Annotated in this window: 14 protein-coding genes and 1 riboswitch; of the genes, 4 read left to right on the forward strand and 10 right to left on the reverse strand. The window is 75.1% G+C overall.

The window, feature by feature from the left end:
* Nucleotides 1–40 precede the first annotated feature (40 nt).
* Nucleotides 41–1972 carry an anthranilate synthase family protein gene (locus ACSNOC_RS17025; RefSeq protein ID WP_436748310.1) on the reverse strand — a complete coding sequence of 644 codons (1932 nt, stop codon included), beginning with the start codon at nt 1970–1972 and terminating at the stop codon, nt 41–43.
* 104 nt (nt 1973–2076) lie between these two features.
* Nucleotides 2077–2214 (reverse strand): trp operon leader peptide, encoded by a 138-nt coding sequence (locus tag ACSNOC_RS17030; protein WP_436748311.1) that lies wholly within the window; start codon nt 2212–2214, stop codon nt 2077–2079.
* 17 nt (nt 2215–2231) lie between these two features.
* Here ACSNOC_RS17030 and ACSNOC_RS17035 point away from each other — a divergent pair, with 17 nt between their 5' ends.
* Together ACSNOC_RS17035 and ACSNOC_RS17040 are read left to right on the forward strand one after the other, a co-directional pair.
* Nucleotides 2232–3581, forward strand: a complete 1350-nt coding sequence (locus ACSNOC_RS17035; protein WP_436748312.1) for a class II 3-deoxy-7-phosphoheptulonate synthase — start codon at nt 2232–2234, stop codon at nt 3579–3581.
* A 117-nt stretch (nt 3582–3698) separates the two neighbouring features.
* Complete coding sequence (locus ACSNOC_RS17040) at nt 3699–3935, forward strand: (2Fe-2S)-binding protein (protein ID WP_436748313.1); 237 nt, start codon at nt 3699–3701, stop codon at nt 3933–3935.
* Here the strand turns inward: ACSNOC_RS17040 and bfr are convergent.
* Nucleotides 3900–4424: a bacterioferritin gene (gene bfr, locus ACSNOC_RS17045; RefSeq protein ID WP_436748314.1), complete on the reverse strand. Its 525-nt coding sequence runs from the start codon at nt 4422–4424 to the stop codon at nt 3900–3902. The genes ACSNOC_RS17040 and bfr overlap by 36 nt on opposite strands.
* 192 nt (nt 4425–4616) lie before the next feature.
* Here bfr and ACSNOC_RS17050 point away from each other — a divergent pair, with 192 nt between their 5' ends.
* The gene (locus tag ACSNOC_RS17050) at nt 4617–5258 is read left to right on the forward strand and encodes a sulfite oxidase-like oxidoreductase (RefSeq protein ID WP_436748315.1); all 642 of its coding nucleotides are present in this window, start codon (nt 4617–4619) and stop codon (nt 5256–5258) included.
* A 6-nt stretch (nt 5259–5264) separates the two neighbouring features.
* Here ACSNOC_RS17050 and ACSNOC_RS17055 read toward each other — a convergent pair whose 3' ends face one another.
* The 7 genes from ACSNOC_RS17055 to thiO all read right to left on the reverse strand — a co-directional run bounded on the left by ACSNOC_RS17055 (nt 5265) and on the right by thiO (nt 12695).
* Complete coding sequence (locus tag ACSNOC_RS17055; RefSeq protein ID WP_436748316.1) at nt 5265–6143, reverse strand: deoxyribonuclease IV; 879 nt, start codon at nt 6141–6143, stop codon at nt 5265–5267.
* 28 nt (nt 6144–6171) lie between these two features.
* Nucleotides 6172–6987, reverse strand: coding sequence for a transglycosylase SLT domain-containing protein (locus tag ACSNOC_RS17060; RefSeq protein ID WP_436748317.1), 816 nt, complete (start codon nt 6985–6987; stop codon nt 6172–6174).
* Between the two features lie 267 nt (nt 6988–7254).
* Complete coding sequence (pknB, locus tag ACSNOC_RS17065; RefSeq protein ID WP_436748318.1) at nt 7255–9177, reverse strand: Stk1 family PASTA domain-containing Ser/Thr kinase; 1923 nt, start codon at nt 9175–9177, stop codon at nt 7255–7257.
* Nucleotides 9178–9301: 124 nt separating this feature from the next.
* The gene (locus ACSNOC_RS17070; RefSeq protein ID WP_436748319.1) at nt 9302–10471 is read right to left on the reverse strand and encodes a septum formation family protein; all 1170 of its coding nucleotides are present in this window, start codon (nt 10469–10471) and stop codon (nt 9302–9304) included.
* 52 nt (nt 10472–10523) lie between these two features.
* Nucleotides 10524–11333: a thiazole synthase gene (locus ACSNOC_RS17075; RefSeq protein ID WP_436748320.1), complete on the reverse strand. Its 810-nt coding sequence runs from the start codon at nt 11331–11333 to the stop codon at nt 10524–10526.
* 1 nt (nt 11334) lies between these two features.
* Nucleotides 11335–11538 (reverse strand): sulfur carrier protein ThiS, encoded by a 204-nt coding sequence (thiS, locus tag ACSNOC_RS17080; RefSeq protein WP_436748321.1) that lies wholly within the window; start codon nt 11536–11538, stop codon nt 11335–11337.
* A complete protein-coding gene (gene thiO, locus ACSNOC_RS17085) occupies nt 11535–12695 on the reverse strand; it encodes a glycine oxidase ThiO (RefSeq protein WP_436748322.1) in 1161 nt (386 codons plus the stop codon). Before thiO ends, thiS begins: the two co-directional genes overlap by 4 nt.
* Before the next feature lie 9 nt (nt 12696–12704).
* Nucleotides 12705–12794, reverse strand: a riboswitch (TPP riboswitch).
* Between the two features lie 82 nt (nt 12795–12876).
* Between thiO and ACSNOC_RS17090 the strand changes: the two genes are divergently transcribed.
* Nucleotides 12877–14127, forward strand: a complete 1251-nt coding sequence (locus ACSNOC_RS17090) for an NAD(P)/FAD-dependent oxidoreductase (RefSeq protein WP_436748323.1) — start codon at nt 12877–12879, stop codon at nt 14125–14127.
* The last annotated feature ends 19 nt before the right edge of the window (nt 14128–14146 follow it).

Below are 14146 nucleotides of genomic sequence, written 5' to 3' on the forward strand. Positions count from 1 at the left end.
CCACCCCGCCCGGGCCCGGGCCGGGGCGGGGAGGCGCTCTTCAGCGGGGTGCCGGTGCCGGGCGGGGGGCCAGCAGGTCCCGGACGATCGCCGGGCCGTTCAGCGTCAGGACCGACTCGGGGTGGAACTGGACGCCGGTGAACGCGGCGGCCCGCAGCGCGTGGACCTCGTGCGTCGCCGCGTCCCGGCTCACCGTCACGCCCCGGCGGGCCAGCGCCCCGGCCGCCGCCGTGTCGCACCGGGCCGTGTACGAGTTGTAGAAGCCGACCGTCTCCGCGCGGCCGAAGAAGTCGATCCGCTCCTGGGCCCCCTGGTACGGCCGGGCCTTGCGGACCAGCGGGAGGCCCAGCTCCGCCGCGAGCAGTTCATGGCCGAGGCACACCCCGACGACCCCGTGCGCGTGGCCCGCCAGCAGGTCCGCCGTCAGCGCGCGCAGCAGCCGCATCTTCGGGTCCGCCGCGTCGCCCGGATCGCCGGGGCCCGGCCCGAGGACCACCGGGCCGGGGTGGGCCAGGGCCCGTTCCCGCAGCCCCGGCGCGTCGTACCGCACCACCTCGACCCCGGCGCCCGTGGACCGCAGCAGGTGCGCCAGCATCGAGGTGAACGTGTCCTCGCCGTCCACCACGAGCACCTCCCGGTGCGCGGCGCCCGCCGGGGCGGGCTCCCGCATCCGCAGCCAGAACGGCGCCAGCCCGGACCTGCGGGCCGCCAGCGCCGCCCGCACCCGGGGGTCGTCCGCGAGCGGGCGGCCGTCGTGCGCGGCGGGGGCCGCGCCCGGCCGGACGCCCAGCGCCGTCAGCACGGCCGCCGCCTTGGCGTGGGTCTCCGCGACCTCGCCCGCCGGGTCGGAGTCCCGCACCAGCGTCGCCCCGACCGGGACCCGCAGCCGCCCGTCGGCCGCGTCGATGTCGGCGGTGCGGATCAGGATGGGGGAGTCCAGCGTCGGGGCGCCGCCCGCGTCGCGGCCCAGCAGCGCCAGCGCGCCCGCGTAGTAGCCGCGCCCGCCGCGCTCGTGACGGCTGATCACCCGGCAGGCGTTCTCCACCGGGCTGCCCGTGACGGTGGCGGCGAACATCGTCTCCCGCAGCACCTCCCGCACGTCCAGCGTGCTGCGCCCGCGCAGTTCGTACTCGGTGTGGGCCAGGTGCGCCATCTCGCGCAGCCGGGGCCCGACGACGACGCCGCCGCGGTCGCCCACGGCGCACATCATCTTCAGCTCCTCGTCCACCACCATGGACAGCTCCTCGGTCTCCTTGCGGTCCCCGAGGAACGCCAGCAGCCCGGCCACGTCCGGGCCCTGGGGCGGATAGCGGTAGGTGCCGCTGATCGGATTCATCACGACGGTCCCGCCGTTCATCCGCACATGCACCTCGGGGCTCGCGCCGACCAGCACGCGCCGCCCGGTGTGCACGACGAACGTCCAGTACGCGCCGCGCTCGGCGGCCAGCAGGCGGCGGAAGAGCGCCAGCGCGTCGGCGCGGCCGAAGCCGTCGATCCGGCCGGTGAAGGTGCGCCGGATCACGAAGTTGGCGCCCTGCCCGGCGCCGATCTCGTCCCGCACGACGTCGGCGACGATCCGGGCGTACGCGTCGTCCGGCACGTCGAACGCGCCGTCGCGGACCGTGACCGGGTGCCGGGGCAGCGCGTCCAGCACGGCGGCCAGCGGCAGCGCGCGCGTCTCGCCGGGCAGCAGCACGGCCAGCGGCGTCCCGTCGTCGGCCGCCGCGAAGCCGCGCTCCGCGATCTGCCGGAACGGCACCAGGGCCAGCGCGCCGTCGTGGTCGGGCAGGTCCGCCAGCCGCGCGACCTCCACGACCGGGCCGGTCAGCACCTCGACCAGGCCGTGGTCGTGGCCGGGCGTGCGGCGGCGGAGCAGGGCGAACGGGGTGTCGTTGGTCACGAGCCGCCGGATCACGGGGTCCGCGGATCCGGGGGGCTCGGGAGTCTCGGGAGTGTCGGGGGTGGAGGTCATGGGTTCGCTGTCCCTTCGGGAACGGAGGGAGGGACAGCCCGCGCACATGCCGAAGGCCGCCCCTCGGGCGGCCTTCGCGTCGGACTCCGGGTGGGAACGCGCGGTCAGTGGGCCGCCGGATGAGCGGTCCACCACCAGTTCCTGGTGTGCACGGTGTGCTGCGCGTTCACGCGGCGCACCCTACCGCACCGGTCGGCCGCCGTCTCAATTCCTGATCGGCGGGGGAGCGGGCCCGGCCGCACCCCGTAATCTGGACGGCGTGACCGTGAACGCTGACAGCAGCACTTCCATCGCCACCTCCTGGCGAGACCTCCCCGCGGCGCAGCAGCCCGACTACCCGGATCTCGAGGCGCTGCGCAGTGTGATCGCGGACCTCGAGACCTATCCGCCGCTCGTCTTCGCCGGCGAGTGCGACGCGCTGCGCGCCCGGCTGGCGGCGGTCGCCCGGGGCGAGGCGTTCCTGCTGCAGGGCGGGGACTGCGCCGAGGCGTTCGACCAGGTCGGCGCGGACCAGATCCGGGCCAAGCTGAAGACGCTGCTCCAGATGAGCGCGGTGCTCACGTACGCGGCGGCGGTGCCGGTCGTGAAGGTGGGCCGGATCGCCGGGCAGTACTCCAAGCCCCGCTCGAAGCCGACCGAGACCCGCGACGGCGTGACCCTGCCGTCGTACCGGGGCGACTCGGTCAACGGCGCGGAGTTCACCGCCGAGGCCCGCGTGCCGGACCCGGAGCGGCTGCGGCGGATGTACCACGCGTCGGCCTCCACGCTGAACCTGGTGCGGGGCTTCACCACCGGCGGCTACGCGGACCTGCGCCAGGTGCACGCCTGGAACCAGGACTTCGTGCGGAACTCGGCGTCGGGGCAGCGGTACGAGGCGCTGGCCCGGGAGATCGACAACGCGCTGAACTTCATGAAGGCGTGCGGCGCGGATCCCGCCGAGTTCCACTCGGTGGAGTTCTACGCGTCGCACGAGGCGCTGCTGCTGGACTACGAGGGCGCGCTGACCCGCACCGACTCGCGCAGCGGCGCGCTGTACGACGTGTCGGGCCACATGGTGTGGATCGGGGAGCGGACCCGGCAGCTCGACCACGCGCACGTGGCGTTCGCCGCGTCGATCCGCAACCCGGTCGGCGTCAAGCTGGGGCCGACGACCACGCCGGAGGAGGCGCTGGCGCTGATCGACCGGCTGGACCCCGAGCGGGAGCCGGGCCGGCTGACGTTCATCACGCGGATGGGCGCGGACCGGATCCGGGACCGGCTGCCCACCCTGGTCGAGAAGGTGACCGCGTCCGGCGCCCAGGTCGCCTGGGTCTGCGACCCGATGCACGGCAACACCTTCGAGGCCGCCTCCGGCCACAAGACGCGGCGTTTCGACGACGTGCTGGACGAGGTCAAGGGCTTCTTCGAGGTGCACAAGGGCCTGGGCACGCACCCGGGCGGCATCCACGTGGAGCTGACCGGCGACGACGTGACGGAGTGCGTGGGCGGCGGCGACGAGATCTTCGTCGACGACCTGCACCAGCGGTACGAGACGGCCTGCGACCCGCGGCTGAACCGCAGCCAGTCGCTCGACCTGGCGTTCCTGGTCGCCGAGATGTACCGCTCCTGAGCCCGTGGTGACAAGTGCCCCGGAAGTGGTCCTCGCCACATTCCGGGGCACTGTTCCGTTTTCCCCGGTGGAGGGTAAGGTTAGGTTTACCTCAGTAGGCCACCGGAGGGGTGAAGCGTGTACGTCTGCTCGTGCTTCGGGATCACGGAGCAGCAGGTGCGTGACCACGCCGCCGCCGGTGCCTGCACGCCGCGGCAGATAGCCTCCGAGTGCAAGGCCGGCACGGACTGCGGTTCGTGCGTGCGGCGCATCCAGGGGCTGCTGGGGCGGGGTGCCTGCCCGCCGCGCGACCGCGCGGACGAGGCCGCGCCCGGCGCGTCAGTCGTGGCCGCCGCCGTGCCCGCCGTGGTCTGAGGAGCCGCCGTCGTCGCTGGGCTGCTTGATCTGCTGCGCGATGTAGAGCGGCTCGCCCAGCTTCGCCACGATTTCGAGCTGGGTGTCCAGGTAGTCGATGTGGTGCTCCTCGTCCGCGAGGATCGCCTCGAAGATCTTGGCCGAGGTGATGTCCCCCTTGGCCCGCATCACGTCGATGCCGCGCCGCAGACGGTCGATCGCCTCGACCTCGATCTGCCGGTCGGCCTGGAACATCTCGGTGACGGTCTGCCCGACGCGGACGTGGAAGAGCCGCTGATAGTTCGGCAGCCCCTCGAGGAAGATGATCCGGTCGGTCAGCACCTCGGCGTGCCGCATCTCGTCGAACGACTCGGCGCGCGTGTACGCGGCGAGCTTGTACCAGCCGAAGTTCTCCTGCATCTTCGCGTGCAGGAAGTACTGGTTGATGGCGGTCAGCTCGGCGGTGAGCTGCTCGTTCAGGAACTCGATGACCTCGGGGTCGCCCTGCATGGCGGCGTACTCCTTTCCCTGGTGGGGGGCGTCTGTCCGCGCATCCTGGCACCGCCGGGGCGTTACGTCCAGTAAGCGAAGGCTTACCGAAACACCCGGATTCCCCGTGTTTTCCGGGGTTTTCCGGGGGGCGGCTCCGGCGTGGCGGGGTGGCGGTGCGAGCGCGTCCGGGGGGTCTGTCACCATGGAGGCATGGGTCAGCCGGACAGCCGCGCGGGGGAGGCGCCGCAGCGGCGCGCGGACGACCGGCTCCCCCCGGGCCAGCGCCCCCAGCGCGGCTGGCCGGTGACGCACTACGGCCCGGTGCCCAGGTTCCGCGCGGACCGCTGGGAGTTCCGCGTGTTCGGCGCGACGGCCGACGGCGACAAGCACTGCTGGACCCACGAGGAGTTCGCCGCGCTGCCGTTCGAGACGGTGGTCGCGGATCTGCACTGCGTCACCAAGTTCAGCATGCTGGACTGCGAGTGGGGCGGCGTGCGCGCGGCCACGGTCCTGGCGCTGGCGCCGCCCGCGCCCGAGGTCACCCATGTGATGGTGTGGGCCGAGTACGGCTACAGCGCCAATCTGCGGCTCGCGGACTTCACCGACGGGCGCACCCTCTTCGCCACCCACCGCGGCGGCGAGCTGCTGACCGCCGAGCACGGCTTCCCGCTGCGCCTGGTGGTGCCGCACCTGTACGCGTGGAAGGGGCCGAAGTGGGTGCGCGGCGTGGAGTACATGACGGCCGACCGCCGCGGCTTCTGGGAGGAGCGCGGCTACCACAACGTCGGCGACCCCTGGCGCGAGCAGCGGTACTCCTACCAGGAGGAGCCGGGCGACGGCCCCGAGCTGTGAGCCCCCTCAGCCGCCGCGCAGCTCCTTGAGCCGCGCCACGTCGGCCGCGTGCCCCTCGGCGCGGCCCGGGGTCTCGATGATCAGCGGGACGCCCTCGGTGGCCGGGTGCCGGAACAGGTCCGCGAACGGCTCGGCGCCGATGTGCCCGGCGCCGACGTTCTCGTGCCGGTCCTTGTGGGCGCCCGCCACGTCCTTGGAGTCGTTGGCGTGGATCAGCCGCAGCCGGCCCGGTCCCGCGGTCTCCTCCAGCTCGTCCAGCAGCGCCTTCACGCCGCCCGGCGCCGCCAGGTCGTGCCCGGCCGCGAAGACGTGGCAGGTGTCCAGGCAGATCCCGAGCCGCGGGTGCCGCTCCAGCGCCTCCAGATAGGGGCCCAGGTCCGCGACCAGGGAGCACAGCGAGGCGCCCTGACCCGCCGTGGGCTCCAGCAGCAGCGGCGGGTCGTCGTCGGTCAGCTCGTCCAGCAGCGGCAGCAGCAGCTCCCGCACCTGGGCCAGCGCCGTCCCGCGGCTCCGGCCGCCGGTCGCGGAGCCCGTGTGCACCACGACGCCGCGGGCCCCGATCGCCGCGGCCCTGCGCAGGGAGTGGCGCAGCGAGACGACGGAGAGCCGGGCGGTGTTCTCGTTGTGCGACCCGGGGTTGATCAGGTACGGCGCGTGCACGTACGCGGGCAGGCCCTCCTCGGCGCAGGCCGCGCGGAACAGCTCGTCCTGCCGTGGGTCCCCGGCCGGGGTGGCCCAGCCGCGCGGATTGGCCACGAACACCTGGAGGGCCTCGGCGCCCATCGCCCGCGCGTAGGGAACGCCGACGGCGGCCAGGCCCCCGGCTACGGGGACATGGCCGCCGATGGGATTGCGGACCGGGGGAACGCGGGAGGAGGAACTCACCCTCCCAGCATGCCAGCCGCGGCCCGGGTCAGTAGGCGCCGAAGACGTTGTCGATCGAGCCGTAGCGGTCGGCCGCGTAATTCGCGGCAGCGACGATGTTGGCCACCGGGTCGTAGATGTCGTACGGGGTGTCCTCGACGTAATAGGCGTCGAACGTCGGCTGGATCACCTGGAGAAGACCGATCGACGGAGTCCCGTTCATCGCGTTGATGTCCCAGAGATTGATCGCGTTCGGGTCACCGCTGGACTCGCGCATGATGTTCCGGTGCAGGCCGTCGTAGGTGCCCGGAATTCCGTTCGCCGCCATGATGTCCAGCGCCTCACGGATCCAGCCGTCGAGGTCGTCGGTGTAGGCGGGGGCGGCCGGCTCGGGCTCGGCGGGCACGACCGGCTCCGGCTCGGCGGGAACGATCGGGTCCACGGTCTCCTCCGGCTCGACGGGGTGCATGGCGGGCGCGGCGGCCTGGACGGCCGACAGCTCGGCCTGCTCGGCGGCGCGTTCCGCCTCGGCCGCCGCGCGGGCGGCCTCGGCCTCGGCACCGGCCCGGCGGACGGCGTCGGCGTGCCGCCGCTCGGCGGCGCCGGCCAGCACCGAACCGGTCTCGGTGGCCAGCTCGGCGCGCTCGGCGGTCCGCTGGGCGTTGCCGTCGGACGCCGGGCGCTGGCCGGGTATGTCGGCGGCCCTCAGGTCGAACGAGACCGTGCCGGGGTTCTCGGCGCCGTCGGCCTGGGCCGGGAGGACGGTCAGGGCCAGGGCCGCCGCACCCGCCGAGGCGAGGGCGGCGGTGGCGGTACCGCGCACGCGGAACGTGCGGGGTCTGGGGACGCTGCGATAAGCGGGCATACGGGGGGACCTTCGTTCTCGGCGGTTCTGGCGCGGGTGCGACGGCCTCTTCGTAACAGCCCGGGAAAAGGGAATGCAAAGAGCCCTTTTACTAATCCGCGTAGTTTTCCGCCCGCCGGAACGGACGCCGAATGCCCGCGTTTTCCCCGCCGTGTGCGCCCGGAAAGGCGGACGCGGCGGAACTAAGCCGGTTCGTAGGTGACCTTGGTCCTGTGTCGGGGCTCACAAGGCGGCGGCGATGCGCGACGGCAAAGCCGTGGAATCGGGTCAGCGGACCCAGATGGTGATCGTGGAGCCGCGCGGGGCGCTGTCCCCGCTGTGCACGGACTGGTTGAACACCTCGCCGGTGAAGAACAGGCGGTTCACGTCCACCTCGAAGCCCGCCTCCTCCAGCACCTCGCGGGCCTCGTCCTCCCGCATGCCGCGCACGTCGGGCACGACGATCATCTCCGGGCCCTTGGAGAGCGTCAGGTGGACGGTGTCGCCCTCGCCGGTGCTCTCCCCGGCGCGGGGGGACTGCTCGGCGACCGTGCCCGCGTCCTCCTCGGAGTGGACGCGCTCGCTCTCCACCTCGACCTCCAGCCCCAGGGCCTGGAGCGCCCGGGTCGCGGCGGCCTCGCCGAGGCCGCTGACGTCCGGCACGGTGACCTCGCGGCCCTTGCTGACGGCCAGGTCCACGGCCTGGTTCGGCCGCCGCTCCTCGCCCGCGGGCGGGTCGGTCTCGATCACCGAGCCGCGCGGCACCTCCGTGGAGTACCGCCAGTCCTCCTCGCCGGGGGTCAGCCCGGCGTCCGTCAGCTCGCGCCTGGCCTCCTCCAGCGGCAGGCCCCTGACGTTGGGCACCTCCGTCATCTCGGGGCCCAGCGAGACCGTGATGGTGACCGTCGCGTTCTTGCGGACGCGCTCGCCGCGCTCGGGGTCGGTGGAGATCACGTGGCCGGGCTCCACCGTCCCGGAGAAGTCCTCCTCGACCCGGACCGCGAGACCGGCGTCCCGCAGCACGCGCTCGGCCTCGGCCCGCGGCAGGTCGTACACGCCGGGAGTGTGCAGGAACTGGCCGGAGTTGATGTACCAGACCCCGGCGCCGCCCAGCAGCAGCACCAGCACCGCGACGACCAGCGGCACCAGCCGGCGGCGCGGCAGCCTCGGGCCGCGCCCGGCGTCCGGGGGCAGCGGGGGCGGCGGCAGCGGCGGCAGGTCGATGCGGGCGGTGACGTCGACGCCGTCCGCCCCGTGGGCCGCCGTGGTCACGCCGGGCGGGCGCGGCACCACGGCGGTGCGGTCCTCCGGGCCGACGGCCGCCGCCGCGACGCGGGCGGGGGGCTCGGTGTCGAGCTGCCCGTCGGTCAGCGCGGCGCGGACCGCCCGGGTCAGGGACAGCAGCGCGGCGGCGTCGGCCGGGCGGCGCATCGGGTCGCGCGCGGCGGCCCTGGCCACCAGGCCGTCCAGCTCGGCGGCCAGCTCCGGCACGGTCAGCGACGGCAGCGGCACGTCCTCGTTCACCCGCGCGTACAGCACGCGCGCCGGGGAGTCCCCGGTGTGCGGCTTGGCACCGGTCAGCATCTCGTACAGCAGCACGCCGCACGCGTACACGTCGGTGCGGGCGTCGACCGTTCCGCCGTCGATCTGCTCGGGCGCCAGGTAGGAGACGGTGCCGAGCAGGGATCCGGTGGTGGCCGAGGTGTGCGCGTCCACGCCGCGCACCAGGCCGAAGTCCGCGACCTTCACCCGGCCGTCGTCGCCGATCAGCACGTTCTCCGGCTTGATGTCGCGGTGGATCAGCCCGGCGCGGTGCGCGGCGGCGAGCCCGGCGAGCATCGGCTCCACGATGTCCAGGGCCGCGCGGGGCCGCAGCGCGCCGCGGTCGCGCAGGATGTCGCGCAGGGTGCAGCCGGCGACGTACTCCATGGCGAGGTAGACGTAGGGGCCGTCGGTGCCCTGGTCCAGCACGCCGACGATGTTGGGGTGGTCCAGCCGGGCCGCCGACTTGGCCTCGCGGATGAACCGTTCGACGAACGCGGCGTCCTCCGCCAGCGCGGGATGCATCACCTTCAGCGCCAGCACCCGGTCCAGCCGGGTGTCCACGGCCCGGTAGACCGTCGCCATGCCGCCCACGGCGATCCGCTCCTCGACGCGGTAACGGCCGTCGACAGCGTGCCCGATCAGCGGGTCGTGAAGGGTGGCGTCCACGGCACACGAGTGTACGAGGCACCCCGCGGGCCCCGGCCGCCACGGACCTGTCCGGGGCGGGACTGCAGCGGAACGGTGACGGAATCCGGGACCCGGTCGCCGGACCGGTCCGGGACCGGGCGCGTCACCAGACGCCGGTGGGCAGGCCGAGGGCGTCGCGGACGGCGACCTCGTGGTCGACGCCCAGCAGCGCGTAGCCGGACTCGACGGCCGCCTCGAACCCGGCCGCGCCGGTCGCGTCCGCCGCGTCCCGCCAGTGGCGCAGGCTGGTCTCGCGCGCCGCCACCAGATCCGGGACCAGCGCGGCGACCTGGCCGGACCACTCCCCGGCCGACAGGTCCTCGATCTCCCCCGCGACGATCCCGGCCATGTCGCGGGCCCAGTCCCGGCGCTCGGGCAGCGGTTCCCCGGGCGGCGGCTCGTTCCAGATGCCCAGCTCCAGCGGCATGGTGATCTCCAGGTACCGCCGCTGCTCCGGGTCCAGGGCCCCCGCGTCGCCCCGCAGCGACCCGGTCAGCTCCGGGCCCCCGTCGTGGCCGAGGAAGCACAGGACCTCGCGGTCGCCCTGCTGCCAGCTGTCGGGGCCGGGGTAGTACGAGTAGGGCGCCACCTCGTACGGCAGCGTCCACAGGTCCAGCACGTAGTCACCCATCAGGTCGACGCACGCGCGCCCGGACGTCTCGCTCAGCTCCGCGTCGCCCGGGAAGGCGTCGTAGCCCTCGACGCGGGTCGTGGCGTACGCCTCCGCCTCGTGCGGGCCGTCGCACGGCAGCCGGGTGACGGTCATCTCCCCGACGTCCTCGCCGAAGTTCCCCAGGCCGACGCCCGAGTCGAAGCAGTCGCCGACCCGGATGTCGAAGACGTCGATCTCGGTGGGCCCGGGCCGGTCACCGCCCGGCTCCCCGCCGGCGCGGTCGGCGCCGCCGTCGCGGCCGGCCCGGAAGGCGGCGACCGGGACGACGACGGCGAGTGCCAGGATCTGCGCCGAGGCGACGACCACGGCCGTGACGGCGAGCCCCTTGCCGCGCCGGGGCGGGACGCCGAGGCGGGTGAGGGCGAGGATGCCGAGCACCAGCCCGGCGGGGAACAGGAGCACCGACAGGACGAGCGCGGTGACGGCCATCCCGCTGAACGCGGGCGGTCGCGGCGGCGCGCCCCAGCCGAAGCCACCCTGTCCCCACGGGGGCGGCGGCTGCGGTCCGCCGGCCGGTGCCCCCGGCCACGGTCCGGCGGGGTGCGGCGCGGTCCAGCCCTGGTCCGGGGACGGGGTCCGCGGATCCTGCGGTGTGCTCACGGTTCCCCCCGATGACAGGTCCGGCCCCCCGGACGCCAGCGTGGATCGTATATCAGTGCGAGAAGGCCGGGCGTTCGGGATCGAGCGCCGCCAGGCCCGTCGTCGGCGACGAGGGCTCCGCGAAGTGGCGGCGGGGGATCCGGCCCGCCAGGTGGGCCAGGCGGCCGGCCGTCACCGCGTGGCGCATCGCCCGCGCCATCAGCACCGGGCGCTGGGCCCGCGTCACCGCCGAGGCCAGCATGACGCCCGCGCAGCCCAGCTCCATCGCCACCGCCGCGTCCGACGCGGTGCCCGCGCCCGCGTCCAGGATCACGGGGACCGAGGCGCGTTCCACGATGAGCTGGAAGTTGTGCGGGTTGCGGATGCCCAGTCCGGAGCCGATGGGGGAGCCCAGCGGCATGATCGCCGCGCAGCCCGCGTCCTCCAGGCGCCTGGCCAGCACCGGGTCGTCGTTCGTGTACGGCAGCACGGTGAAGCCGTCGTCCACCAGCGTCTCCGCCGCGTCCAGCGTGGCCACCGGATCGGGCAGCAGGGTGCGCTCGTCCGCGATGACCTCCAGCTTGACCAGGTCGGTGCCCAGCGCCTCGCGTGCCAGCCGGGCCGTCAGCACCGCCTCGCCCGCCGTGTAGCAGCCCGCCGTGTTCGGCAGCGGCCTGATGCCCAGCTCCGTCAGTACCGACAGCACCGAGCCCCGCACCCGGGGGTCGAGGCGGCGCATCGCCACCGTCGTCAGCTCCGTCCCGGAGGCGGCCAGGGCGTCGCGCAGCACCTCCAGGCTGGGCGCGCCGCCCGTGCCCATGATCAGGCGCGAGGCCAGCCGCAGCCCGCCCAGGACCAGCGCGTCGTCGGATTCGTCCGTCATCTCAGCCTCCCTGCACGGCGGTCAGCACCTCGACACGGTCCCCGTCGGCCAGGGCCGTCCCGGACCACCGGCCGCGCGGGACCACGGTTTCGTTGACGGCCGCGGCCACCCCGCCCGTCGCCGTCGTCAGGCCGGCGACCAGCGCCTCCAGCGTGGTGCCGGGCGGGATCTCGCGGGGCTCCCCGTTGAGCGAGACGGTCGTCACGCGGGCACCTCCCGGCCGGTGCGCGAGAACCGCCGCGCGTGGAACGGGCGGGCGTAGTCCGGCAGTTCGCCCGTCACCAGGGACTCGGCCAGCGCCTCGCCGGTGATCGGGGCCAGCAGCACGCCGTTGCGGTGGTGCCCGGTGGCCAGGTGCAGGCCGGGCAGCTCGCTGGGCCCGAGCAGCGGCGCGTTGTCCGGCGTGGTCGGGCGCAGTCCGGCGCGCGTCTCGACCAGCGGCAGCTCCGTGATGCCGGGCACCAGCTCGTGGGCGTCCCTGAGCAGTTGATACACCCCGCCGGCCGTCACCGCCGTGTCCCAGCCCAGTTCCTCCGAGGTCGCGCCGACGACCAGCTCGCCGCTGACCCGCGGCACCAGGTAGACGTGCCCGCCGCGCACCACCGCCCGCACCGTGCGGGACAGGAACGGCGCGCACTCCGGCGGGATCCGCAGCCGCAGGATCTGGCCCTTCACCGGCCGCACCGGCACCTCGACCCCCGGCGGCAGCCCGGCCAGGCCGGCGCTGCGGGAGCCGCCCGCCAGCACCGTCTGCCCGGCGGCCAGCGCCGTCCCGTCGTCCAGCACCACGCCGGTGGCCCGGTCGCCCCCGGCCGTGACCGTCACCTCCCGCGCCTCGCGCCGGTGGAACGTCACTCCGGCCCGCTGGCAGGCGGTCAGCAGCGCGGCGGTCAGCAGCCGCGGATCGGCCTGGTGGTCGCCGTCCACCCGCAGCCCGCCCCGGACGCCGGGCGCCAGCATCGGTTCCAGCTTCCGGCACTCACGGCCCGTCAGCCACCGCGTGTCCAGGCCGCAGCGCTGCTGGAGCTGGTGCAGATCCCGCAGCAGCGCCCGGTCGTCGGCGTCGAGCGCCACCGCCAGCGTGCCGCACGCCCGGTAGCCGATCCCGGCCCCGGCCGCGTCCGCCAGCTCGGCCGCGAAGGCCGGATAGCGCGCGGCGGACGCCAGGTTGAGGGCGAGCAACGCCTCCTCGCCGTGGTGCAGTTCGGTCACGGCCGCCAGCATCCCGGCCGCCACCTGGGCCGCCCCGCCGCCGGGGCGCGGATCCGCCACGGCGACCCGCAGCCCGCGCTGGGCCGCCCGCCAGGCCGTCACCAGCCCGATGACCCCGCCCCCGATCACCACCACATCGCATGACGCCACGCGCCGCCTCCTCCCTTCGCCGGCATGACCCGGATCAGGTTCGTACGGTCGGAGGCCGGCCAGCCTCCCTCTCAGCCCGGTGCGTCCGGGCTCCCGTGGGTGCCTTGTCGCTGCCTCAGCCTAGTACGGGCGCCCGCCCGGCCGTAATGTCCCCGGTTGCCCGGCCCGTAGGCTGGACGGCGTGACCGACGTGAGGGATGTGACGGGGCGGCGGGGCGGGGCCGCGGGGCGCGTGGTCGTCGCCGGGGCCGGACTGGCCGGGGTCCAGACCGCCGTTCAGCTCAGGGAGCAGGGCTGGGAGGGCGCGATCACCCTCGTCGGCGCCGAGCCGCACCGGCCCTACGACCGGCCGCCGCTGTCCAAGGACGTGCTGCTCGGCAAGGCCCTCGACGCCCCCCTCGACGTGGACTTCGCCGCCCTCGGCGTCGACCTGCTCCTCGGCCGCGCCGCGACCGGTGTCCGTGCCGCCGACCGGCTGCTGGAGACCGACGCCGGGCCGCTGCCCTGGGACCATCTGGTGCTGGCCACCGGCGCCGAGCCCGTCACCCTGCCCGGCACCGCCGCCGTGCCCGGCGTGCACGTGCTGCGCACCCTGGACGACGCCCGCCGCCTGAAGCCCGTGCTGGACGCGGGCGGCAGCGTCGTCGCCGTCGGCGCCGGCTGGATCGGCGCCGAGGCCGCCACCGCCGCCCGCGCGGCGGGCTGCCGGGTCACCGTCGTGGAGGCCGGCCACCACCCGCTGCCCGGCGCGCTGCCCGGCGAGGTCAGCGAGCCCATGCGGCGCTGGTACGCCGACGCGGGCGCCGAGCTGCGCACCGGGCAGCGCGTCACCGCCGTCCGCGACGGCGAGGTCGAGCTGGCCGGCGGGGAGGTCCTCGGCGCCGACGCCGTCCTCGTCGGCGTGGGCTCCCGCCCGGCCACCGGCTGGCTGGCGGGCTCCGGCATCGGCCTCGCCCCCGACGGCTCCGTCCGCGCCGACGAACGGCTGCGCACCGACGTCCCCGGCGTGTACGCGGCGGGCGACTGCGCCTCGTTCCCCTCGGCCCGCTACGGGCGGCGGCTGCTCGTGCACCACTGGGACAACGCCCTGACCGGGCCGCGCACGGTCGCCGCGGGCATCACCGGCCGCGCGGACGCCGTCCACGACCCGGTGCCGTACTTCTGGTCCGAGCAGTTCGGCCACCATGTCCAGTACGCCGGGTACCACCGCCCCGGCGACCGGACGCTGTGGCGCGGCGAGCCGGGCGGCGCGGACGGCTGGACGGTGCTGTGGCTGCGCGGCGACGGGCCCGGCACGGTCCCGGCCGCCGTGCTGACGGTGGACCGGCCCCGGGATCTGGCCCAGGGCCGCCGCCTCGTCGAACGCGGCACGGCGCTGGATCCGGAGCGGGCCGCCGACCCGTCCGTACCACTCAAGGCCGCCGCCCGCTGACGCCTGTCGGCGGGAGATG

It is taken from the genome of Streptomyces sp. URMC 129 (assembly GCF_051386415.1).
GTDB lineage: Bacteria > Actinomycetota > Actinomycetes > Streptomycetales > Streptomycetaceae > Streptomyces.

Excerpts from the sequence above, each read along its gene's own strand:
- ACSNOC_RS17025 (WP_436748310.1), bottom strand. The coding sequence starts at position 1,972 with ATGACCTCCACCCCCGACACTCCCGAGACTCCCGAGCCCCCCGGATCC.
- bfr (WP_436748314.1), bottom strand. The coding sequence starts at position 4,424 with ATGCAGGGCGACCCCGAGGTCATCGAGTTCCTGAACGAGCAGCTCACC.
- ACSNOC_RS17050 (WP_436748315.1), top strand. The coding sequence starts at position 4,617 with ATGGGTCAGCCGGACAGCCGCGCGGGGGAGGCGCCGCAGCGGCGCGCG.
- ACSNOC_RS17060 (WP_436748317.1), bottom strand. The coding sequence starts at position 6,987 with ATGCCCGCTTATCGCAGCGTCCCCAGACCCCGCACGTTCCGCGTGCGC.
- ACSNOC_RS17075 (WP_436748320.1), bottom strand. The coding sequence starts at position 11,333 with ATGACGGACGAATCCGACGACGCGCTGGTCCTGGGCGGGCTGCGGCTG.